18 protein-coding genes are annotated in these 23,653 nt (G+C 61.1%); 3 read left to right on the forward strand and 15 right to left on the reverse strand.

All coding sequences use genetic code 11. From position 1 onward, the window contains the following. Positions 1-3,121, reverse strand: a 3,121-nt coding sequence (locus tag GIV35_RS25450; protein WP_236489142.1) for a DUF6531 domain-containing protein, incomplete at its 3' end; no start/stop codon positions are given. 273 nt (positions 3,122-3,394) lie between these two features. On the opposite strand from GIV35_RS25450, the gene GIV35_RS25455 reads away from it, so the two are divergent. Then, on the forward strand, positions 3,395-4,480 hold the full coding sequence (locus tag GIV35_RS25455) for a DUF1615 domain-containing protein (RefSeq protein WP_236265897.1): 1,086 nt from the start codon (positions 3,395-3,397) through the stop codon (positions 4,478-4,480). On the opposite strand, the gene GIV35_RS25460 is transcribed toward GIV35_RS25455, so the two are convergent. From GIV35_RS25460 to GIV35_RS25475, 4 genes are all read right to left on the reverse strand, one after another. Then, positions 4,481-5,275 (reverse strand): DUF4349 domain-containing protein, encoded by a 795-nt coding sequence (locus GIV35_RS25460; protein ID WP_003190322.1) that lies wholly within the window; start codon positions 5,273-5,275, stop codon positions 4,481-4,483. Between the two features lie 438 nt (positions 5,276-5,713). Beyond that, positions 5,714-6,895 (reverse strand): acetyl-CoA C-acetyltransferase, encoded by a 1,182-nt coding sequence (locus GIV35_RS25465; protein WP_003190325.1) that lies wholly within the window; start codon positions 6,893-6,895, stop codon positions 5,714-5,716. Positions 6,896-6,906: 11 nt separating this feature from the next. Further along, positions 6,907-7,566, reverse strand: a complete 660-nt coding sequence (locus GIV35_RS25470; protein WP_005786928.1) for a CoA transferase subunit B — start codon at positions 7,564-7,566, stop codon at positions 6,907-6,909. Positions 7,567-7,597: 31 nt separating this feature from the next. Further along, entirely contained in the window at positions 7,598-8,296 is a 699-nt protein-coding gene (locus GIV35_RS25475; RefSeq protein WP_003190329.1) for a CoA transferase subunit A, read from the reverse strand. A 133-nt stretch (positions 8,297-8,429) separates the two neighbouring features. Here GIV35_RS25475 and GIV35_RS25480 point away from each other — a divergent pair, with 133 nt between their 5' ends. Next, entirely contained in the window at positions 8,430-9,332 is a 903-nt protein-coding gene (locus GIV35_RS25480; RefSeq protein WP_105226396.1) for a LysR family transcriptional regulator, read from the forward strand. Positions 9,333-9,390: 58 nt separating this feature from the next. On the opposite strand, the gene GIV35_RS25485 is transcribed toward GIV35_RS25480, so the two are convergent. The 6 genes from GIV35_RS25485 to GIV35_RS25510 form a co-directional block, all read right to left on the reverse strand. After that, positions 9,391-9,720, reverse strand: a complete 330-nt coding sequence (locus tag GIV35_RS25485; protein WP_003190335.1) for a hypothetical protein — start codon at positions 9,718-9,720, stop codon at positions 9,391-9,393. 596 nt (positions 9,721-10,316) lie between these two features. Beyond that, the gene (locus GIV35_RS25490) at positions 10,317-11,162 is read right to left on the reverse strand and encodes an NAD-dependent protein deacetylase (protein ID WP_236264355.1); all 846 of its coding nucleotides are present in this window, start codon (positions 11,160-11,162) and stop codon (positions 10,317-10,319) included. Positions 11,163-11,171: 9 nt separating this feature from the next. Continuing rightward, a complete protein-coding gene (locus tag GIV35_RS25495) occupies positions 11,172-11,612 on the reverse strand; it encodes a CBS domain-containing protein (protein ID WP_034127063.1) in 441 nt (146 codons plus the stop codon). 129 nt (positions 11,613-11,741) lie between these two features. Continuing rightward, on the reverse strand, positions 11,742-13,691 hold the full coding sequence (locus GIV35_RS25500) for a DNA topoisomerase III (RefSeq protein WP_236264368.1): 1,950 nt from the start codon (positions 13,689-13,691) through the stop codon (positions 11,742-11,744). Positions 13,692-13,912: 221 nt separating this feature from the next. Next, complete coding sequence (locus tag GIV35_RS25505) at positions 13,913-15,535, reverse strand: MFS transporter (RefSeq protein ID WP_105226399.1); 1,623 nt, start codon at positions 15,533-15,535, stop codon at positions 13,913-13,915. Positions 15,536-15,626: 91 nt separating this feature from the next. Further along, positions 15,627-17,294 carry a GMC family oxidoreductase gene (locus tag GIV35_RS25510; protein WP_105226400.1) on the reverse strand — a complete coding sequence of 556 codons (1,668 nt, stop codon included), beginning with the start codon at positions 17,292-17,294 and terminating at the stop codon, positions 15,627-15,629. Positions 17,295-17,422: 128 nt separating this feature from the next. Between GIV35_RS25510 and GIV35_RS25515 the strand changes: the two genes are divergently transcribed. Further along, positions 17,423-18,316: a LysR family transcriptional regulator gene (locus tag GIV35_RS25515; protein ID WP_034127066.1), complete on the forward strand. Its 894-nt coding sequence runs from the start codon at positions 17,423-17,425 to the stop codon at positions 18,314-18,316. A gap of 134 nt (positions 18,317-18,450) precedes the next feature. Here GIV35_RS25515 and GIV35_RS25520 read toward each other — a convergent pair whose 3' ends face one another. The 4 genes from GIV35_RS25520 to GIV35_RS25535 form a co-directional block, all read right to left on the reverse strand. After that, entirely contained in the window at positions 18,451-20,310 is a 1,860-nt protein-coding gene (locus GIV35_RS25520) for a DUF3857 domain-containing transglutaminase family protein (RefSeq protein ID WP_223023464.1), read from the reverse strand. 147 nt (positions 20,311-20,457) lie between these two features. Beyond that, positions 20,458-21,558, reverse strand: a complete 1,101-nt coding sequence (locus GIV35_RS25525; protein ID WP_236264356.1) for a DNA alkylation repair protein — start codon at positions 21,556-21,558, stop codon at positions 20,458-20,460. A gap of 19 nt (positions 21,559-21,577) precedes the next feature. Next, positions 21,578-22,924 (reverse strand): glutamine synthetase family protein, encoded by a 1,347-nt coding sequence (locus GIV35_RS25530; RefSeq protein WP_223023466.1) that lies wholly within the window; start codon positions 22,922-22,924, stop codon positions 21,578-21,580. 11 nt (positions 22,925-22,935) lie between these two features. Beyond that, positions 22,936-23,493: a helix-turn-helix domain-containing protein gene (locus GIV35_RS25535; protein WP_213154281.1), complete on the reverse strand. Its 558-nt coding sequence runs from the start codon at positions 23,491-23,493 to the stop codon at positions 22,936-22,938. Positions 23,494-23,653: the final 160 nt, after the last annotated feature.

Consider the following 23,653-nt stretch of genomic DNA (forward strand, 5'->3'; position numbering starts at 1 on the left):
CCCAGCCCTGGTGTTCGGCGGTGAGGCGGTTTTGGCGGTCGTATTCGTAGGCCAGCGCCCAGTGACCGTCTTCGACGCTGAGGAGGTTGCCTTGGCGGTCGTAGGCATAGTCGACAACGCTGGCATCGGGCAGGTTTTTTCGGACGAGGCGACCGGCGTGGTCGCGCTCGTAGCGGGTGATTAGCTGACTGTTATCGTCGCCGTATTCGGTCTTCTCCAGCAGGTTGCCGTTGAGGTCGTAGACGTAGGCGGTGCGCTGGCCGTCGAAGCCGGTTTCCTGGCGGATCAGGCCGTTGGGGTGGTAGTCGAGTTGGTAGGTTTCGCCGGCTTCGTTTTCGATCTCGGTGAGCAGCAGCCGAGCGTTGTCGTAGCGGTACTTGACCTGGGTGCCGTCGGCGTTGAGACGGCGGCTGATCAGGTGCAGGCCGTCGGCGTATTCGTAGCGGGTGACGTGGCCGAGTTCGTCGCGTTCGGCGATGATTTTGCCGTAGGGGTTGTAGCTAAATTCTCGTGTGGCGCCGCCTGGCAAGACGAGGCGAATCAACCTGCCGACGCAGTCCCAGTGATATTGCGTCAGCGCACCATGCTCATCCTCACAGGCAACTTGCCGCCCCAGATCGTCATAGCGATAACGCTTGATCCCACCATTGGGCAATTGCTCTTCAAACAGTTGCCCGCGTTCGTTCCACACCAGTCGATGGCAACTGTGATCCGGGTACCAAATCCCAGTCAGTTGCCCGTGCTTGGTGTAACTGTAGTCAGTAACCTCACCATCGGGATCGGTCCTACGCGTAACATCGCCTTGCTCATTACGCTCGTATTTCCAGACCGCCTCCCCACGCCTGACAACCCGTACAAAACCGTTGTCATGCTCGTAGGACGTTGGCTCATCATCCCCCGGAAACAGTGCCACCAAGCGTCCGGCGTCGTCATATTGATAGGCCGTCACCGCGCCCATCGGGTCTTGCTCGACGGTCAGCCGGCCCTGGTCGTCGTAGGATTTAAAGTGCGTGGCGCCGTCCGGATCAATCCTCTGCACCAACCGCGCCCGCTGGTCATGGACATACACCTCCTGGCTACCATCAGCGTTGTGCACGGTGACACGCCCGTCATCGCCCCAGGCATAGCGCGTGTCCATCTGCGAAAAACTCGCCCAATGCCGCACGCAGCGCGCCGCCTTGCCCGCGTGTTCCCATTCCCAAAAGAAACTCGCGCCACCGGCCAGTTGGCGTTCAAGAATGACGTGCTGATCGTCGTACCGATAACGCTCGCTTTCACCGACGGCATTGGTCGCACACACCAGTCGTCCAGCTTCGTCATAGGCGTAGGAAACGATGTTCTGCTCGGTTTCCCAAACGTAGGGCTCACGCCCTTTGGCGCGATGAACCTGGTAATCCACCGCAACGATGCGATCCCGCTCATAACGCAACAGCAACGAGCGACCCGCACCGTTATCCAGCCGCTCAATCCGCCCAGAACGATCCCGGCAAAGGCGCAGCCGGTTGTCATACGCATCGCTGATGGTTGTCAGCACACCGTCGCGAAAGTGGTAGAAACGCGACGCCTGGGCCAGCACCAGTTCATCAGGCGAGGCTCCCAAATAGATCGCCGCTTCGGCCAGGCTATTGGTGATCGCGGGCCGAGAGTCGGTGGGCAAGGGCAGGGTAGTCGAGCGGTTCTCATGGTCAGTCCACACCACCGAATCGCCCGACACCACCAGCCGATGGGCCAGCCCATGACTCCAGCCAAACCCCAACCCACAATCCACATCCACCGCACTGGTGCGATACAGCCGCGTCCACTCAAACGGCAAGATCCCATCCAGCGCGCCGTCGGTAAGGGTCAGCAGTTCCTCGCCGGTGACCATCGACACCGGGCAACCATTGGTAACGGTCTTATCCGCAGGCGCCGCCGCATCCCCCTTCGGGTTCGACGCCACAGCCGGCACATCATCGACAGGCTCCTGACGAACCAACGTCGTGCGCTGGGTCTTGCCGCGCACCATCGGCACCGGGTTCGAAACCAGCGTGTCGCCTGCCTTCAACGGCACCACTGGCACCGCCTTGATCGGCGTCGCCGCACTGCTCAGCAACACCGGCTTGGCGGCCTCCACATGGGACTCCAGCCGAGGCCCCGCCACCTGCTTGGCCAGCAATTCCAACAACGCCCGCGCCCGCCCGGATTTGACGTGGCTGAGCATACGAGCCCCCAATCGCACCACCACGCCCATCGCACCCAAGACGCGAATCAGCAGTAGATTGATCAGCACCTCACCGGTAATTTCACCCCACAGTTCCGCCATCTCCGGCGGCGGGAGCATGCGCATCCAGCTGACCAGAGCCGACAGGTAGATAAACAGCAGCGGCTCGTCACTGAGCACCAACAAGCCCTGGGCTATCGCATCACTGCCCAGGGTCAGCAGTTCGTCTAGCTCAGTTTGCGAAAGGTAGTGCAGTAGCTTTTCGCTGTTGGGCTTGAGGTCCGCCAGCAGCGCAGACAGCTGGCCAATGTTGTCCCACAGGCTGTAAAGCGCCTTGCCTAACCCACTGGCAAAAGCCGCTTCCAGCAAGCGGCGCCGCTCAAGCGGGTGGGCGGCTATGTAATTTTTCCACTGGGATTTGAAGGTGTCGGTCCACTCTTTGCGCAGCCGGGCTTCCAACGCTGTGATCACTGAGTGGTAGGACGTATACAGCGCCTTGAGGTGATCCTGGGAAACGTTGGGGTAGAAACTCACCCGGTATTGATGGTTGCGATCGCACTCGGTAACTTCGAGGATGCCACTCGGGCCGATGGTCTTATGGAGGGGCTCGCCCAGCGGGCCGCCGTTTGGATCAACGCGTTGCACGATCACCGGGGTGTTGCCGATGGGTACGAACCTCGTGCTCTGGAACATATGCACCAGGGTCAAGGTACCGGTGGCCTGGCAGGTGGCGATGGTGCTGCTGGGAAACAGGGAGCGATTGACCGGGGCAACCAGCGCGACGTCATCCCCGACCTTGAACACCTGTTCGACGTCCAGCGCGGAGAAGCTCCAAAAGCTTTTGGCCCACTCGTCAAAGGTGTTCAAGCAATCGCGAAAGTCACGGAAGACGCCCTCGACGTCGACCGTTTCCACGTTCATTGGCGTCAGCGCCAGCCTGCCAATGGCCGGGTTCAAGTGGCGGCCCCGTCAACCGCACGCGTCACGAAAAAAACCATCTGCACTCCCTCGCACCGTTTGATCAGGCGAGGGACTTTGCAGAGGTTTGCCGGGGTGAGGAGTAGAGCTTATCCGGCAGTTGTGTGGGATGTTTCAGTTACTGCCAGGCACTGGGTTCGGCATGCCAACGAACCCCGGTTAGACTTACCTGTCGATATCAGCACTGCCCGGCCCGTCGTTAACCAAGGAAGCCTCATGTATTCAACCCGTCTGCTGCTCTGCCTTATTCCTTTACTGGTGCTGGCCGGGTGCTCAACTTCCCGTGGCCCCCAGCAGCCCGAGCGCAGTGAAGCCGAGGTGAAGGCGCAGATCGCGCGCCTGCTGCCGGCCAAGGTCGCGGACCGCAACGGTTGGGCCCAGGACATCTACACCGCGTTCGATGCCCAGAAAATCTACCCCAGCACCGAAAACATCTGTGCGGTACTGGCGGTGACCGAGCAGGAGTCCACCTATCAGGTCGACCCGCCGGTGCCGGGCATGGGCAAGATCGCCCAGGATGAAATCCTGCGCCGCGCCGGCAAGGTGCATGTGCCGGCCTTCGTGGTGCGCAGCGCCTTGCAACTGCGCTCGCCCACCGGCAAAACCTACGCCGACCGTTTGAATGCCGCCCGTACGGAGAGGGATTTGAGCGGCATCTTCGACGACTTCATCAGCATGGCGCCCCTGGGCAACACCCTGTTTGGCGGGTTCAACCCGGTACACACCGCAGGCCCCATGCAGGTCAGTATCGACTTTGCGCAGAAACAGGCGCGGGGTTATCCCTACACGGTGGACGGCACGATTCGCCGGGAAGTGTTCACCCGTCGCGGCGGCATGTACTTCGGCATCGCCCACTTGCTCGGTTACCCGGTGAGCTACGATCAGCCGCTGTACCGCTTTGCCGATTTCAACGCCGGTTGGTACGCCAGCCGCAATGCCGCGTTCCAGGCCGCGGTCAGCCGTGTTTCAGGCAAAGAGCTGGCGCTGGATGGGGATTTGATCCGCTATGGCTCATTGTTGCCCGGCACCACCGAGCTGGCGGTGCGTTCACTGGGGGCGAAGTTGGATATGCGCAACCCGAGCATCCGCAGCCAACTGGAGCAGGGCGAGCAGTTGGATTTTGAGGACAGCACCTTGTACAAGCGCGTCTTCGCCTTGGCTGACCAGGCGGCCGGCAAGCCGCTGCCACGGGCGATCCTGCCGGGTATTGTGCTCAAGAGCCCGAAGATCACCCGCAACCTGACTACGGCCTGGTTTGCCAAACGCGTGGATGAGCGCTACCAGCGCTGCATGAAGCGCTGATCAACTGCGGCGCTTGACGAACCGGCGCCACAAGCCCACCCACAACCACACCACCGGGAACGCCAGGATCACGAAGGGCAGCACATAGCTGGCACGTTCCAGGGCGTCTGCGGTGCCGTTCACCAGGTTGTCTCCCAGGTTGCTGAACATCCGGGTGAACCTTGACACCTGGTTGGCGCCGTCGGAGGAACGGAAGTTCAAGGTCACGCGGTTGGTGTCGAGGCGGCGTTGCTGGCCGGCGGCAACCTGAGCCAGTTCCTGCAGCTCGTTTTCAATGCCGGCTTGCTCTTTGCTGAGGACGATCAGGTCGCTGACGGTGATGTCCTTGCGCTTGGCCAGTTCATCGAGGCGTTGCTGCTGGGCTTGCAGGCGGTCCTGGCGGCGGCGCACATCTGCCACGGCATCGGCCAGGTCTTCGGCAGTGGTGATGCGCTGGCCGAGCTTACCGCCTTCTGCCGCCAGGGCGACCATCGGTTCCACCCCCGTGGGCGCGATTCGCAGGATGATCTGGCCACCCTGGCCGTCTTCGGTAATGCCAAGGATATTGCAGGCACCAAAGCGCGCCGTTTCACACGCCTCACGAGTGGCCTGCATACGCGGCGCAAGCAGGGCGCCGGGCAGGGCCAGGGTCAATTCATGCTCATAGGCCAGTTGCGCCCCGGCCTTGCCCTGTTCGCCATTGATGACGGTGGCGCGAGAGTGGTCCTTGGGGGAACAACCGGCCAAGGCCAGGCCGGCGAGCAAGATCAACAGCGGCGCGCGAAGCGGGTGGGAGTTGCCGTCCAGGTGGCGCATGGCGTTTCCTTGAAATGAGCAGGAGAAATTGGCCGAGATTAAAGCGGGTCTGGCCCATTAACGCAAAGCATTGCCCGGGATTTGCCCGGCTGATGGCGTTTGCCACGCTGAGTTTGCAGGTGCGGGTGCAGGTGCAGGAGCGTGTGGTGCTGCGGGCGAGCGCGGTGTTCGCGGTGCCGCAAGCTGACAGGCAGTGAGATCAAATGTGGGAGCTGGCTTGCCTGCGATAGCGGTGTGTCAGTTAGCAATGATCTGACTGATAGACCGCTATCGCAGGCAAGCCAGCTCCCACATTTTGATCGAGTTCATTCAGGGGGATCGATAAAAGAAAAGGCCTGGCTTTTCGTGGAGCCGGGCCTTTTCTATGTTGCTCTATTGGCGTGGGGCTGCTACGCAGCCCAACGGGAGCAAGCTCCCTCGCCACAATAGCGATCCGATTCAGTTGCGTTCGAGCGCCAGGGCGACACCTTGGCCGCCGCCGATGCACAGCGTTGCCAAACCTTTCTTGGCATCGCGCTTGATCATTTCGTGCAGAAGGGTCACCAGTACGCGGCAGCCTGAAGCACCGATCGGGTGGCCGATGGCGATGGCGCCGCCGTTGACGTTGACCTTCTGCGCGTCCCACTCCAGCTCTTTGCCCACCGCCAGTGATTGTGCGGCGAAGGCTTCGTTGGCTTCGATCAGGTCCAGGTCCGCAAGCTGCCAGCCGGCCTTGTCCAGGCAGCGGCGGGTGGCCGAGACCGGGCCGATGCCCATGATGGCCGGGTCGACGCCCGCGTTGGCGTAGCTGGCGATACGCGCCAGTACGGGCAGGCCGAGTGCCTTGGCTTTGTCGGCGCTCATCAGCAGCACGGCCGCAGCGCCGTCGTTCAGGCTGGAGGCGTTGCCGGCGGTGACGCTGCCGTCTTTCTTGAACGCAGGCTTGAGCTTGGCCAGGGATTCGGCGGTGGTGCCGGCGCGGGGTTGTTCGTCCACCGCGAAGGCCACCGGGTCGCCTTTGCGCTGGGGAATCAGGATTGGCGTGATCTCATCGGCAAAGCGTCCGGCTTCGATAGCGGCGGCAGCTTTTTGCTGGGAGGCGGCGGCAAAGGCGTCCTGGGCTTCGCGGCTGATGCCGTACTTGTCCACCAGGTTCTCGGCGGTGATGCCCATGTGGTAATCGTTGAACGCATCCCACAGGCCGTCGGTGATCATGCTGTCGATCATCTTCGCGTGGCCCATGCGCAACCCGGTGCGCGCGGCGGGCAATACGTACGGGGCCAGGCTCATATTCTCCATGCCACCGGCAATGATCACCTCGGCGTCGCCGCAACGAATGGCCTGGGCGCCCAGGTGCAAAGCCTTGAGGCCCGAGCCGCAGACCTTGTTCAGGGTCAGGCTCGGCACGGCGTGGGGTAGGCCGGCAAGGATCGAAGCCTGGCGCGCCGGGTTCTGGCCGCTGCCTGCGGTGAGCACCTGGCCGAGGATCACTTCATCCACTTGCGCCGGGTCCAGGCCGGTCTGCTCCAGCAGGCGACGGATCACGGCGGCGCCCAGTTCCGGGGCCGGAATGTTCGCCAGCGAACCTTGGAAGCTGCCCACGGCGGTGCGGGTGGCAGCAACAATCACGACGTCTTGCATGGAATCTGTCCTCACTGGAAGTGCATTTCTGGAACGTGGTCCGGGACGATCAGTTTACCGGCGGTCTTGCTCACAATCTCTTCAACGCTGACGCCAGGTGCGCGTTCCTTGAGGACAAAAGCGCCATTTTCGATTTCCAGGTACGCCAGGTCCGTGAGCACACGCTTGATGCAGTTGGCACCGGTCAGCGGCAGGCTGCATTGGCTGAGCAACTTGGACTCACCGTCTTTGGATGCGTGAGTCATGATCACAATGATGTTTTCTGCGCCGGCCACCAGGTCCATGGCACCGCCCATGCCCTTGACCAGCTTGCCGGGGATCATCCACGAAGCGATGTTGCCCTGTACGTCCACTTCGAATGCGCCCAGTACGGTGAGGTCGACATGCCCACCGCGAATCATCGCGAACGACTCGGCGGAAGAGAAGATCGAGGCGCCGATGCGTGCGGTGACGGTCTGCTTGCCGGCGTTGATCATGTCGGCGTCGATGGTTTCTTCGGTCGGGAACGGGCCCATGCCAAGCAGGCCGTTTTCCGATTGCAGCATCACTTCCATACCGTCGGGGATGTAGTTGGCCACCAGGGTCGGAATGCCAATACCGAGGTTCACGTAGTAACCGTCCTGCATCTCGCGGGCAACGCGTTGAGCCATTTGTTCGCGGGTAAGCGCCATGATTGTTTCCTCTTGTTGTTCTGGACGGGGATTATTTGCGGACGGTGCGCTGTTCAATGCGCTTTTCGAAGGTGCCGCAGATGATCCGGTCGACGTAGATGCCAGGGGTGTGGATCTGCGCCGGGTCCAGCTCGCCCGGTTCGACGATTTCCTCGACTTCGACCACGGTGATCTTGCCGGCGGTGGCGGCCAGCGGGTTGAAGTTCTGGGCGGTGTGACGGTAGATAACGTTACCGAAGTGGTCGGCTTTCCAGCCTTTGACGATGGCAAAGTCTCCGGTGATGGACTCTTCCATCAGATACGGGCGACCCTTGAATTCGCGGGTCTCCTTGCCTTCGGCAACGGGGGTGCCGACACCGGTGGCGGTAAAGAAGGCCGGGATGCCGGCACCGCCTGCGCGCATTTTTTCTGCCAGGGTGCCTTGAGGGGTAAGCACCACCTCAATCTCGCCGCTGAGCAGTTGTTTCTCGAAGAGGGCGTTTTCACCCACGTAGGAAGCGATCACTTTGCTGATCTGCTTCTGTTCCAGCAGCACGCCCAGGCCGAAGCCATCGACGCCGCAGTTGTTGGAAACCACCGTCAGGTCGCGGGTGCCTTTGCGCTTGATTTCGGCAATGAGGTTTTCCGGAATGCCACACAGGCCAAAACCACCGGAGAGCACGGTCATGCCGTCTTCCAGGCCTGCCAGCGCTTCTTCATAGGACGCCACGCGTTTATCGAAACCTGCCATATGCACCTCTTTTATTGTTTGTGGTCCAGCCAGTGAGTTGAGTGTTGCGCCAGCGGATTGATTTGTTAAGTTGTTTTTTAAGGTTGATTGATTTAGAAAACAGCATAGTCCAATCGTCGTCCGGAGCTGCGTCATGACCGTCAAACAGATGCGTGCCTTTCTCGCCGTCGCGCAAAGCCTGAGTTTTGCCGCGGCCTGCGAGCGTTTGCACCTCTCTCAATCGGCGTTGAGCTTGACCATCAAGGGCTTGGAAGAAGGCTTGGGCGGGCGCCTGTTCAGCCGTAATACCCGTAACGTCGCGCTGACCCCTGAAGGTGAGTCCCTGCTGCCCCTGGCCCGCCGGTTGATTGCCGATTGGGACAACGCCGAAGACGAACTGCGCCAGCGTTTTACCTTGCAGCGCGGCCGCGTCACGGTGGCCGCTATGCCGTCGTTCGCCGGCAACCTGTTGCCGCCGATCCTGAAGATATTCCGCGCCCGTTACCCTCAGGTGAACGTGACGGTGCATGACCTGATCAATGAGCAGGTGCTGGAGATGGTGCGCGACCGTCAGGTGGAGCTGGGGGTGGCGTTCGAGCCGTCCGAAGGTTCGTCATTGGCGTTCACGCCGTTGTACCTGGATCGCTTTGTCGCCGTGGTCCCGGGAGATTCAGCTTTGGCACAGCGTGCTGAAATCGACTGGAAAGCCTTGTTGGAGCAGCCGTTCATCACCCTGCAGCGGCCTTCCACTGTGCGGGTGATGCTGGAAGAACACCTCGGCGCCTTGCAGATGAAATTGCCCGTTGCCTTGGAAAGCCACCAACTGGCGACGGTGGGCAAGATGGTTGCCAGCGGTTTGGGGGTTAGTGCAGTGCCAGCGTTATGCGCCAGGCAGATGGAGGAGGCGGGAGCCCGTTGCATTACCTTGACCGGCCCGGTGATCGAGCGGCCGATTGGGGTGCTGACCAAGCCGGGGCATGAACTGTCGGCGGCGGCGCAGGTGTTGTTTGATATCTTTCGGGATGAGGCGGGGAAGGGCAGGTTTCCAACTTTCTAAACCGGTAAATACAAATGTGGGAGCTGGCAAGCCAACTCCCACATTGATTGAGCACTACTTAGTAGTAACGGTCGATCACTTTAACTTGCGAGCTGTCTTTGAAAGACGCCCAGGCATTGTTAAGTGTGTCGAATACTTGCTCGATAAAGTTGCGATCAGCGGCGGCCTTCTTGCCGACATAACCCTGGCCGCGGCGGTACATCTTCAGGCGCGCCGCCAGCTCACGGTTGTTACGGTCAAACTCGGCTTCTTCGGTATGGGGCGCCAGGCAGTCAATTTGCACTTCGCCCGATTTGCCAATCCACAGGATATGGTCGTCGAGTGTGTCTTTCTGCGCTGCGAACATCTCAGCCAATTCATCGATAGTTGGTTGGTTGTTCAGATTCATGTGTAAGCCCCTTGACCAGTTGGCGATCTATCAGTTGATTCGTTAATACCAGTAAGTTGTCTCCGGTCACTAAAACCGGGCGTCAGCGACGGGCTGCCGAATACGGGCAGGGTCTTGAAGCTGATGCATGTAGTCTTGCTGATGAACTGCTACGCAATGCTCTGATTGCGAAGACAAGCCGCGTTTGAGCGCCTTGTACCTGTCCCTTTCGGGGCCGGTCAGCTTCATCGATCTGCCTTGTGGGCAGTGCACATCCGGAAAAACAGCTCGGCGGTCAGACGAGCCTGTTCGAAACGCTTGTTACCAACGCTCTCGATCCGAGAGACGTCTAGATCATGCAAGGACAAAAAGGTTACGTCAACGGTTATGTAGTGATTATTTTTGCTCACTACATAAATTGCCGTGGGGACGGGGGAATGCGCGAAAACGTGACTTGGGCGTCATTTTCTGTGCGGTGGGTCGCGGGATTTTGGTGGCGAATTTACGCAGAACCCTGTGGGAGCTGGCTTGCCTGCGATGGCGGTGCGTCAGTGGGTACATGTATGCCTGACACACTGCTATCGCAGGCAAGCCAGCTCCCACATGTTGATGTGTCGCTATCTCAATCTCTCGGTCAATAAGGGTAACAGTTGCTCGCAAGACGCCTGGATCTTCACCTGCAACAGCTCATCCCCTCGAGTTTTGCCCAGGTTGATGGCAATCACCGGCTTACCCTGTTCAACCATCGCCTTGCACAGGCGAAACGCCGAATAGGCCATCAGCGACGACCCCACCACCAACAGCCCTTCGGCATGCTCTACCGCCGTCATTGCCTTGAGCGCCGTCGCCGGCGCGACGTTCTCGCCAAAGAACACCACATCCGGTTTCAGCCGTTCGCCATTGCAGTGCGGGCAGCGGGGTACCTGAAAGCACTGTTCAAACGCCGGATCGAGCAAGGTGTCGCCATCCGGCGCTTGCACCGCATGAACCTTTGCCATGTGCGGGTTATCGACCTCCATCTGCCGCTGGATCACGTCGCGCTCGCTACGCAATTGGCAATCCAGGCACAGCACCCGATGCAAGCTGCCATGCAGCTCGATCACATCCTGGCTGCCGGCCTGGTCATGCAAGGTGTCGACGTTCTGCGTGATCAACCCGCTGATATGGCCAAGGTGCTGCAGCGTCGCGAGCGCCAGGTGGGCCTTGTTCGGCTGGGCAATGCGCACCCGTGGCCACCCCAGCATCGCCCGCGCCCAGTAGCGGCGCCGCGCCTCGGGAGTGGCGAGGAATTCCTGGTACATCATCGGTGGCTTGCCCCGGCGTACACCTTCCCCGTCCCGGTAGTCCGGGATACCCGAAGATGTACTGATCCCTGCGCCGGTCAGCACCAGGAAACGCCGGCCGGTCATGGCCCGGTGCAGGGTGTCGAGGTGGTCTTCCTGATGGTCCAGCGTGTCGAGCATGGGTTCCCCCTATTCGCCGCGGATGTACTGTTCCAGCTGCTGGATCAAGGCCGCTTGTTCGGCAATTGCTTCCTTGACCAGGTCACCGATAGACAGCAGGCCCAGCAGTTTGCCGTCTTCGACCACCGGCAGGTGGCGCAGGTGACTGTCGGTCATGATGTTCATGCATTCCTCGACACTCTTGTGAGTATCCACAGTGATCACCGGCGAGCTCATCACCTCATGGACCTTGGTGGTAACTGACGAGAGGCCCTTGAGCATGATTTTACGTGCGTAATCCCGTTCACTGATGATGCCGACCACCACGTCATCCCTGACCACTGGCAAGGCACCGACGTTTTTCTCGGACATCCGCACCAGCGCTTCAAACACGGTGTGGTCCCATTTGATCGTGTGGACGTCCTGGTTTTTCTGGTCCTTGGCTTTCAGCAGTTGTGCAACGGTCTTCATGGCGGCCACTCCGGTGTTGTTGTTGGTAGTCCAGATCCCCTACAGAATCCTAGACCGAACCCGCCGGAGCAAGGGCCAATGCGGCGTTAAACCTGTCGAAAAACGTCATGTGCCAGTTTTTTTCGGTATTTATTCCGCATTTGCCGGTTTTTTTCCGCGCTTGGGGCTGGTGCCAGCTTTACGTGGGGCGGCCTTGCGCTTCTTTTTCCACGGCGTTGCACCTCGGCCAGCCGGGCTGGCGGGGCCAGTGATAGTCATGCGCATGCCGTTACAGCGTGCCACCTGCTTGCTCATCCACGCCGCTTGCTTGGCGACGAATTCCTCCAGGCTCATTTCGCCGCTTTGCACCATGTCCAGCGCCTGTTCCCAGATGGCGGTGGTGCCGGGGTCGGCGATGGCCCGGGGCACCGCGTCGATCAGGCTGAACGCGGCCGGGGTTGCCGACAGGGCCTTGCCGTTTTTCACCAGATAACCGCGATCCAGCAAGCCCTGGATGATCCCGGCGCGGGTGGCCTCGGTGCCGATGCCCGTGGTGTCCTTGAGTTTTTGCTTGAGCAACGGGTCCTCCACCAGCTTGGCGACGTTTTTCATGGCCTTGATCAGGTCGCCTTCGGTAAAGGGCTTGGGCGGCTGGGTCCACAGGTCCTTGAGGTTGACCTTGGCCACGGCGTAGTCGAGGCCCTGCACCAGCGTCGGCAAAGCTTGGGGCGCAGGCGCTTCGCGACCTTTGGCGGGTGCCAGCGCTTCGGGCAAGGCGCGTTTCCAGCCCGGTTCAATAATGACTTTGCCCACCGCGCGCAACGCCTGGCCGGCACAGTCGAAATCGGCCTGGGTGCGGTCGTATTCATGGTTGGGCAGGAACTGCGCCAGGTAGCGCGCACGAATCAGCGTATAGACCGCACGGTGCTTGCCGGTCAGTTGGCTGACCTCCTTGCCGGCTCCGGTGGGGATGATGCCGTGGTGGGCGCTGACTTTCGCGTCGTTCCAGGCTCGCGAACGGCGCCGAGGGTCGATGTGCGACATCAGCTCGTTGACCGCCGTGTCCGCACGGCCCAGCGCCGCAAGAATCTTCGGCGCTTCACTGTGCTGGCTCAATGGCAGGTAGCCGCAATCGCTGCGCGGGTAGGTGATGGCCTTGTGGGTTTCGTACAGGGATTGGGCGATATCCAGGGTTTCCTGGGCACCCAGGCCGAGCTTCTTCGAACAGATCTCCTGCAAGGTGCCGAGGTCGAAGGGCAGGGGCGCCACTTCGCGCATGCGCTCGGTACGCAGCTTCACCAGCCGCGCCGTGGCGGCGTTGAGCATGGCGTCGGCGGTGTCCCGCGCCAGTTGCGGGTTGAGGCAACGGCCCTGGTCGTCACAGGCATCTTCAGGGGCGCGCCATTGGGCGGTGAAGGTGATGTGATCGTGGCGCAGGTCGACATCAATGGCCCAGTAGGCCACCGGCACGAAGTCGGCAATGCTGCGATCACGGTCCACCACCAGGCGCAGGGTCGGGGTTTGCACCCGGCCTACCGGGAGTACGCCCTGGTAACCGGATTGGCGCCCCAGCAGGGTAAACAGGCGGCTCATGTTCATGCCGATCAGCCAGTCGGCGCGCGAGCGCCCCAGGGCCGAGTGATACAGGCTGAAGGTTTCTGCACCGGGTTTGAGTGCCGCCAGGGCCTTGCGAATGGAGGCGTCGTCGAGGGCCGACAGCCACAACCGCTGGATCGGCCCGCGGTAGCGGCAGTGTTCCACCAGTTCACGGGCGATCATCTCGCCTTCACGGTCGGCGTCGGTGGCGATCACCAGTTCCTGGGCTTCCCCCAGCAAGCGCTTGACGGCCTTGTATTGGCTGGCGGTCTTGGGCTTGACCAGCATTTTCCATTTATCCGGGACGATCGGCAGGTCGGCCAGCACCCAGCGTTTGTATTTGGCGTCGTAGGCGTCGGGCGGGGCGGTTTCCAGCAGGTGGCCGATGCACCAGGTGACCGTGACTCCATTACCCAGCCAGCACCCATCGCCGCGGCGGCTGGCGCCGAGCACGGCCGCGATGTCCTTGGCCTGGGAGGGTTTTTCACAGAGGTACAGCCGCATGGTCATCACATCAGATCGGGTTGATGCCTTGCAGGATGCTTATTTGAAGGGGTTTGAGCAACCATTATCTGTATGGATGTACAGCAATTTGTGTGGGTGCCATACGCCGCTGTAGGAGCGAGCTTGCTCGCGAAGGTCGTTAACGATGACGCGGGGCGCCTGGTGCCCCGCGTTGCTCTCAGATTCTTCGCGAGCAAGCTCGCTCCTACAGGGCAGAGGTATCAGTTGTTTTCGATATCCACATGCCGGGTTTCCTTGAGGCAGAACAACCCGACGATCAGGCTCACGCCCGTCACCACCACCGGGTACCACAACCCATAGAAGATATCGCCGGTGTACACCACCAAGGCAAACGACACCGTCGGCAGGAACCCGCCAAACCAACCGTTACCGATGTGGTAGGGCAGGGACATCGAGGTGTAGCGGATGCGCGTCGGAAACAGCTCCACCATCAGCGCCGCCAAGGGCCCGTAGCACATGGCTGCGATCAGGATCAGCACGACGATCAGCACCACCACCATGACCTTGTTGACCTGGGCCACATCCGCCGATGACGGGTAACCGGCCAGGGCCACGGCGCCACGCAGGGCCGCTTCATCAAAGCCGTCGATACGCACATCGCCGACGCTCACTTGCACCGGGCTGCCCGCAGGGGCGGCGGCGCTGCTGTAGGGCAGGCCTTGTTTGACCAGGAAGGTCTTGACCTTGTCGCAGGGGCTGTCAAAACGAGCCTTGCCTACTGGGTCGAACTGGAAGGTGCAGGTGGCCGGGTCGGCCAGTACGGTGATCGGCGCCTGTTGGCTGGCCTGGTCCATTGCAGGGTTGGTGTAGTGCGCCAGGCCCTTGAAGATCGGGAAGTACAGCACGGTCGCCAGCAGCAGGCCGAGCATCAGCACCGGCTTGCGCCCGACCTTGTCCGACAGCCAGCCAAACAGGATAAAGAACGGCGCGCCGATCACTACGCTGATGATCAACAGCATATTGGCCAGGGCCGGGTCCATGCGCAGGAACTGGGTGAGGAAGAACAGCACATAAAACTGCGCCGCGTAGAAGGTCACCGCCTGCCCGCCGTTGATGCTGAATAGGGCGATCAGCACCACCTTGAGGTTTTCCCATTTGCCGAAGGACTCGCGAATCGGCGCCTTGCAGGCCTTGCCTTCCTCTTTCATCTTCAAGAAGGCGGGCGACTCGTGCAGGCTCATGCGGATCCAGGTCGAGATGCCCAGCAGCACGATGGAAAACAGGAACGGAATGCGCCAGCCCCACACTTCGAACTGATCGCCGGTGAAGTAACGGCAGGCCAGCACTACCAGCAGCGACAGCAGCAGGCCCAGGGTGGCGGTGGATTGAATCCAGCTGGTGTGCAGGCCGCGCTTGCCCGGTGGCGCATGCTCGGCCACGTAGGTGGCGGCGCCACCGTACTCACCGCCCAGCGCCAGGCCCTGCAGCATGCGCAGCACAATGAGGATGATCGGCGCAGCAATGCCGATGCTGGCGTAGGTCGGCAGCAACCCGACGCAGAAGGTTGCCACGCCCATCAGGATGATGGTCACGAGGAAGGTATATTTGCGCCCGATCATATCGCCCAGGCGGCCGAACACCAGCGCACCGAATGGCCGCACTACAAAGCCTGCGGCAAAGGCCATCAAGGCAAAGATAAACGCCGTGGTGTCGTTGACCCCGGCAAAGAACTGCTTGCTGATCACCGCCGCCAGGGCGCCGTAGAGGAAAAAGTCATACCACTCGAACACCGTCCCCAAAGAGGAGGCAAAGATGACCTTTCTTGATTCGTTGGCGGTACTTGCACTGGCCGCCGAGCCCAGGGGTTGAGCATGTTCTGACATCGGGTGTCCCTCACAGTGATTATTTATTGTTGTTCCACTGTCGGCGCTGACCTCGGCGCCGGTGTTTTTCAACTTCATATAGCGTTAATGGTTACGCGGGGTGCCCTGTGGTGCGCGGTGCTGGTGGGTTTTTCGCGAGCAAGCTCGCTCCTGCAGTGTTGGGTGACAGGATTAGCTGCGCGGCCTTCTCCGCGATCATCAGCGTGGGTGAGCAGGTATTGCCGGAGGTAATGCGCGGCATGATCGACGCATCGGCAATGCGCAGGCCGGGAATGCCGTGTACGCGCAGCTGGCTGTCGACCACGGCGTCTTTGTCATCGCCCATGCGGCAGGTGCCCACCGGATGGAAAATCGTGGTGCCGATCCGTGCGGCGGCCTCGTGCAGTTGTTCTTCAGTTTGCAGGGCTTCGCCGGGCAGGTATTCCACCGGTTTGAACTGGCTCAGGGCCGGAGCGGCGACGATGCGCCGGGTCAGGCGAATAGCGTCGGCGGCCACGCGCAAGTCTTCGGGGTGGCTGAGGTAATTAGGCTGTATCAGCGGCGCATCCGCCGGGTTGGTCGAACGGATATCCACCCGGCCGCGACTTTGCGGGCGCAGGTCGCAGACCGACGCGGTAAATGCCGGGAAGCCGTGCAACGGTTCGCCAAAGCGTTCCAGGGACAGTGGCTGCACATGGTATTGCAGGTTGGCCGAGGTCTGCTCCGGGCCGGAGCGGGCAAACGCGCCAAGCTGGCTGGGCGCCATCGACAGCGGGCCGCTGCGGTCGTACAGGTAGCGCAGGCCCATGCCCATCTTGCCCCACAATGTGCCGGCGATCTGGTTCAGGGTGCGGGCATTTTCCAGCTTGTAGATCAGGCGCAGTTGCAGGTGATCTTGCAGGTTGCCGCCAACGCCTGGCAGCTCGTGCACCACGTTGATACCCAGCGGCTTGAGCACATGGGAAGGGCCGATTCCTGAGCGTTGCAGAATGCCCGGCGAACCCACCGAGCCGGCGCACAGTACGATCTCTTTGCGCGCCTTCCAGCTCAGTGCCTGGCCGTGTTGGCGTCCCAGTACCTGCGAGGCACGACCGTTTTCCAGTAGCACACGCTCAACCTCTACCTCAGTCAGCACGGTGAGGTTGGGGCGCTGGCGGATCGGCTTGAGGAACGCCTTGGCCGCATTCCAGCGCACACCGGCTTTCTGGTTGACCTGGAAGTAACCGCAGCCCTCGTTGTCGCCCTGGTTGAAGTCATTGATATTGGCGATGCCGCTTTGGGCAGCCGCCTCACGAAACGCATCGAGGATCGGCCACGACAGGCGCTGTTGCTCGACGCGCCACTCGCCGCCCTCGCTGTGGAATTCAGAGCCGCCGGCAAAATGGTTTTCGCTCTGTTTGAACAGCGGCAGTACGTCTTTCCAAGCCCAGCCCGCGTTGCCCGCCGCCGCCCAGCCATCGTAGTCCTGGGCCTGGCCGCGCATGTAGATCATGCCGTTGATGGACGAGCAGCCGCCCAGCACTTTGCCCCGTGGGTAACTCAAGGCGCGCCCCTGCAGGCCGGCTTGGGATTCGGTCTTGAAGCACCAGTCGGTGCGTGGGTTGCCGATGCAGAACAGGTAGCCGACGGGGATATGGATCCAGGGGTAGTTGTCGCGGCCACCGGCTTCCAGCAGCAGGACACGGTGAGCCGGGTTGGCGGACAGACGATTGGCCAGCAGGCATCCGGCAGGGCCGGCGCCGACGACGATGTAATCGTATTCAGCAGTTGCATTGGGCATCTGGGGTCTCGCTTGTTTTTCTTATTGGGCCCATCCTAGTTGTTAGTTTTCGTCTTAAAAATGTTAGTTTTTACCCACCCGCTGTGCGTTTTTAAACAACGCCGGCTGGCCCAGGCTCTGGAGGCGATATGTTCGACTGGAATGACCTGCGGTTTTTTCTCGAGTTGCAGCGCAGTGGCCGCCTGCTCACCGCCGCCCAACGCCTGAAAACCACGCATGCCACCGTGGCGCGGCACATCGACGCCATCGAGAAAAGCCTCGGCACGGCGCTGTTCGTACAGCACGCCCAGGGCTATGAACTGACGCCTGCCGGCGAAGCATTGCTCAAACATGCCGAGGCTATGGAAAATGTGGCACTGCTGGCCGAAGACGAGCTCACCCACTCTGCGGCGCCCCTGGGCAAGATTCGCCTTGGCGTAGCCGAAGGGCTGGGGGTTATGTTTCTGGCCGCACGCATGGGCGGGTTGTTTGAACGCTATCCAGGATTGGAGGTGGAACTGGTCGCGGTGCCGCGTTTCGTCAGCATCCTCAATCGCGAAGCGGAGATCAGCATTCACTTGGAACGCCCCAGCGCCGATCAACTGGTGACGCGCAAACTCACCGATTATCGTCTGGCGCTGTACGCCAGCCGTGCCTACCTGGCGCGTAACCCGCCCATCGAAAAACGTGAAGACCTCTCTGCCCATGCCTGGATCGATTATGTCGATGACCTGCTGTTCAGCCAGGAATTGAAGTTCCTCAACAGCTTCTGCCGTAGCCCCCGGGTGGTGTTCCACAGCACCAGCGTGATCGCCCAGCACCAGGCGGCGCGTTCGGGGTTGGGCATTGCGGTGTTGCCATGTTTCATGGCGGCTGGGGATGGAGAGTTGGTGCCGTTGCTGCCGGCGGAGGGTATCCAGCGCAGCTATTGGATCAGTTCGCGCCGGGAGCTGCACAAGTCGGTGCGGTTGCGGGTGTTGTGGGATTATGTGGTGGAGCTGTGCGCAAGGGAGCAGGGCTTGTTGCTCGGCGAATCCCGCTGACACACACACGGATTAAAATGTGGGAGCTGGCTTGCCTGCGATGGCGGTGTGTCAGTCACTGATGTGCAAGCTGACCGGCCGTCATCGCAGGCAAGCCAGCTCCGACATTTGGATCGGGGTGGGTCAGGGGCAGCTTAGAGTTTCACCACCTGATGCACCTGCTCGGCACAGGCCCGGGCCTCTTCAATCATCTTTCCGAACGCATCGCTGGTGACTTCGGCATGGGTCAGCCAGCGCTTTTTCTGGCTCAGACGATAGTGATAGCGCAGCGAGCCGTCCTCCAGTTTTCCGTCCAGGTCGAGGTCGTACCAGGGCGAGCGCACCTTGCAGCCGGGGATGGCTTTTTCCATCTTCCCGCCTGCCAGGGTGTAGGTGTAGTCATAGGTTTCAGGATTGCCCAGGTAAAGGTCAGCCTTTTGCCCCTGGCGGCGATAGTTGATGTAGCCCTCCCAGCGGTCTTTCAAGGACGGGTCGGTGTAGACATAGTCATTGGCCAGTTTTTCCAGGGCGCGCTGATCGTTCATGCGGGCGGTGACGCTGTAGCCGTCATGCACCACAAAGCGGGTGGGTTCGCGGGTGATCTGGCAGTCGCTGATATCGTTGCCGAAGTTGGCGCAGATGTTCTGGTCGGTGGCGGTGGTGCCTTGCTGGCGGTCTGCGACGCTCAGTTGCATCAGCGGCAGGCGGCTGAAGGTAATAGTCGCCTTGACCGCGCCATCTCCCTCTTTGCCGTACTGCACCTGTTTGTCCAGGCGTATCGAGACTTCAGGGCGCTCCAGTGGGATGTGTTCTTCACGCACCTGGCCCTGGGCGTCGTTGACCAAGACCCAGCGGTCCTGAATATCGGGCATGGTCTGGCCTGGGGCAAAGACCGGGTTGGTCGGGTCAAGCCACCACACCTGCCCATTCACTTCGGCACGCACGATGGCGTGGTTCGGCGCCTGGGTGCCAGGAATCAGCAGGGCATCGACCACGTCGCCACGGCTGACCCATGCGGTCTCAGCCTTGATGCCGCTGGCCTTGAGCATGGCCGTCAGCAGGGTCGCCAGGTCCTTGCAGTCGCCGTAGCCGTGCTGCTCGATTTCCGCGAGGCTGAACGGTACATAACCACGCTCGCTGGCGCGCCAGTCGCCCAGGTAGCGGTAGTGATCATTGATGTGCTGCATCATTGCCGAGACTTGCTCAGCGGGCGCCAGGCTGCGTGCGGAGGCCACCGCGGCGGCGGCTTGCGCCGGCAGGGTAGCGCCGAGGATCTGGTTGTAACGCTGGGCGAAATCACCGAAGTACGCCTGGCGGTCCACGGCGCTACCCACTTCAAGGCGTGGGACGCGCAGCAGGGCGGCAGCGGAGGATTCATTGATGTAGTTGAGATAGGTGGGGGCTTTTTGCACCACATCCAGGGTCTTGCCGTTGCTCGAAGGGGTTACCTTGAAACCGTCGAACAATTCGCTGCGCCACTGCATCGGCCGTTCGGCGGTAAAGCGCGCCTTGAAGCGATCGCGGCGGGCTGAGCTGGGCCCGAATTTGAGCACATAGTGGAACTGAGTCATCAGCGGTTTGGCCGGGTAATGCTGGCGTACCGTGTAGCGGATCTGCGTGCCCACGCGCAGGTTGGGGAAGGCCAGGGAGGTTTGTTTGTCGCGGCTGAAGCCTTGGTCCGGGTTGGGTGCGCTGCGGGTATCGATTTGCGTGGCGGCCAGGGCGACGGGCTTGGCGCCAGGCTGGGTGGACTGAGCGCTGACCACTTCAAAGGTGTCGGCTTCGGAGTAGTCGAAGTCGATGCGCGAAAGCATTTCGCGGCCGTTGGCCTTGAGGATCGTGTAGCGGTAAGTGGTGGTGCAGTCGGTGCTGGCGTCGCGGTTGAAGTGGCAGTGCAGCTCGGTGTCACTGGCCAGCGGGGCTTCGGCTATGGGTTGCAGGGCTGCGCTGACGGAATGGGAAACCAGCCCCAGGCTGATGGCAATCAAAGGGCGGTGAAACGAAAAACGGTACATGGGCGCCTCGGGTGACACATTGAAACAGCTACCCGGCGGGTAGCGAGAAGGCGCCGGATGATAATGGATCTCAACGGCAAAGGCCAGGATTGTTCGACAATTTATCGGGCTGAAAGGCCCGCGCTAGAGCCTTTTGTTTGATTTGTGTCAAGGTTTCAGCAGTTCGAACTCTGCACTGGCCAGGCGTTCACCGTTGATCAAAACATGTATCCGATGCGTGCCGGGGTAGTGCTTGCGCGTGGTCAATTCGCGGATGTGCTGCTCGCGGTTGATGGTCTGCCGTTCGCCGGCGCCCAAGGTAAAAGCCTTGAGCTTGAACACTTTGGATGCGCTGTGGCCAGCGCTTTTTACGTAGTCGATGGCGTAGTCCACCACCAGTTTTTGCGCGTGGGTGGCGGTGGAATCCAGCTGGAATGACAGATTGATCCGCTCGCCCAATCGGATCACGGCGGGGGTGACGCTCAGTCCACGGATCGTCACCTCAGCCTTGGCTCCGGCCCCCATGATCGTCAGCGCGCGGGTGTTCCCTTGCTTGATCAAGCTGCGCAACGCATGGCGAGCGATCCAGGCGGTGTGGGCGTTGGCCAGGTTCCAGCCTTCGAGCACGTTGAGCACCCAGTCGGGGTGGTCCTTGGTGATGTCATTGAGGTGGTTGGCCACCGACTTGCGCACATAGAGGCTGCTGTCGGCCCTGAGGTTATCCAGGATCGACGCACATAACTCGGGGTTGGCCTGCACGTTGGCGAGGCGAAACGACCAAGGCAGGCGAGGGCGTGAGCCTTCACTGGCCAGGCGGCGTACGTGTTCGTTGCCATCCAGCGACCATTGCTGCATCACTGCCAAGGTGCGCTCGAAATCGTGCAGTAAGAAGTGGCGAATGGCGAACTCGGCCGAACCAAAGGTGGTGAAAAACTTCAGCGCGGCCATTGAACGTTTGAAATCACCCAGGCCATAACTCGCCACGTAATGCGCCAGGAACAGGCTGACAAAGCCGCTGTTGATGCGCGGTGCCAGAGCGTAAAGCAGCTTGAGGGTTTGCTCATAATCCAGCGGGATCACCGCGTGCAGGCTCTCGCTGACCCGGGCCATGCGTTGCATCACCGATAAATCGGCCAGCCCGACGCAAGCGTGCTGGAGAAAACCCTTGGCGTCGAACGCCGGGTACACCACAGTCATTTCGGTGGCGATGTGTTGCAGGCGTTCGATGTTGAAGATTTCCTTGAGGGCCGGGGCGGCTTGGTCGCTCATCTGCATTTCCATGGTTGGGTCAGAGAAACCAGCGATATTCTCGCGCATGGATCTCTTGTTGAAAGGCCAGGTGATCCTGGCGTTTGTTCTCGCAATACACCTCGACAAATTCCGCGCCCAGCTTGTCGCGCAGTATTGGTTGCTGCTGCATGGCACGCACGGCGTCGAGCATTTCCACCGGGAAATCGGTGCCGCTGTTGCGGTCTTCGTTCAATGGCGCGATGGGTTCGCGCTTGGCCTCAAGCCCGTGCTCCAGGCCCACCAGGATTGCCGCCAGCACCAGGTAAGGGTTGGCATCGGCGCTGGCCAGGCGGTGCTCGATCCGCAGGTTGCGCGGGTCGGACTCGGGGATGCGCACACAGGCATCGCGGTCTTCAAAGCCCCAGCTCGCCCGCGTCGCAGCGTTGACCGTGCCGCCCAGGCGGCGGAAGGCGTTGTGGTTGGGCGAGAAGATCGGCATGCAGTGGGGCAGCAATTCCAGGCAACCGGCTACGGCGTGGCGCAGTGGCTGCTGCTGATGGGCCGCTAGCAAGTTATTGCCCGCTGCATCGTAAAGGCTGACATGCACGTGCATGCCGCTGCCGGGAAATTGCAGGTAGGGTTTGGCCATGAAGCTGGCGCGGTAACCATGGTTGAGCGCGACGCCACGGGTGCTGCGGCAGAACAGGGCGGCCCAGTCGGCGGCGCGCAGGCCGTCATCGCAATGGCCGAAGTTGATCTCGAACTGGCCGGGGCCGATCTCGGCGGTGATCACCGTGATGTCGATGCCTTGGTCCTTGGCGGTTTGCGCCATGTCGTCGAGCACGTCGCTGAAACGCGACAGCCGTTCGATATGCAGGTTGGGCTGGTCGTCGGCATCCCCACAGAGCGGGTCGCGGGCAAATTGTGGCAGGCCGTTTTCCAGCTGTTTATCGAACAGGTAGAACTCCAGCTCAAACGCCACCACGGGATGAATGCCCTGATGCTGCAAGCGTTCCAGGACCTTGGCCAGGACTTCGCGGGGTTCGAATTCGATGGGCGCTTCGGTGCCGTCCGAGGTGATGAGCATTTGTCCCAATGGCTGCGACTCCCAGTTCACCGGTTTGAGCGTGCCGGGCACCAATCGGCGATTGGCGTCCGGGTCGCCGTCGTTGAAGCAGTAGTCGCCAATCTTGAACAACCCCCCCTGGACCCCCAGCAATACCGCATTCTGCGGCAGCTTCAGCGGGCTGCCAGCGGCGACTTTTTCAAGCATCTCCACGGGGTAGCGCTTGCCGTAGAAATGCCCGGGAATATCCAGGGCGATCAGGTCGACATAGCGCACGTCGGGGTGGTTCTGGCGAAAGCTCCGTACTTCGGCCAGCAACGTGGAGGAATGGCTTTTCACGGGTGCAGCTCCTAGTTGTAAACCCACAAGACGCGGGCGGGCAGGTCGGTCAGGTTGGCATAGCGGCAGTGGGCGAAACTGGCGAGGTGGAAACTGTCGCCTTCGTAGAGAGTGACCGCATCGGGCTCACCCTCAACCCACAGCGTCAGCTCGCCCTCCAGCACAAAACCGGCCTGCTCGGCGCGGTCGCTCATGCTTTGCTCACCGCTGTTGGCACCGGGGGCCAACAGACTATCGAGCATCGAGAACGCGCCGTGCATGCTCGGCGACACCAGGATGTCGGTGATGCCATTGGCGTAATACACCGTGCGCCGCTCGTTGGGGCGTGTGACCCAATCCACCGCCTTGGGTTTGGGCCGGCTGTAGAAATAGGTGGTGGGCACATCGAGGGCGTGACTGATGGCGGTTAAATCGGCCACGGTCGGGCGCGACAGGCCACGTTCGACCTGGGACAGAAACCCCACCGACCGTTCGATTTTTTGCGCAAGTTGGGCCAGGGTGAGCTTCTTGTGCTTGCGCAGGTCGTGGATCAGCGCCGCGAGGGTGGCGAGTTCTTCTTGAGGGGTCATGAAATTTAATTCGAATAATTTCATGAAAAATTACACGATTATTTTCACGCTCGCAAACCCTATGCACAAACCCTTGTGGCGAGGGAGCTTGCTCCCGCTGGGCAGCGAAGCGGCCCCAACCCATTCACCGCAAGCGTTCAGTGGATGCGCGGTGTGGCTT

Source organism: Pseudomonas sp. PA-1-6B (assembly GCF_021609545.1).
Classification (GTDB): domain Bacteria; phylum Pseudomonadota; class Gammaproteobacteria; order Pseudomonadales; family Pseudomonadaceae; genus Aquipseudomonas; species Aquipseudomonas fluorescens_BV.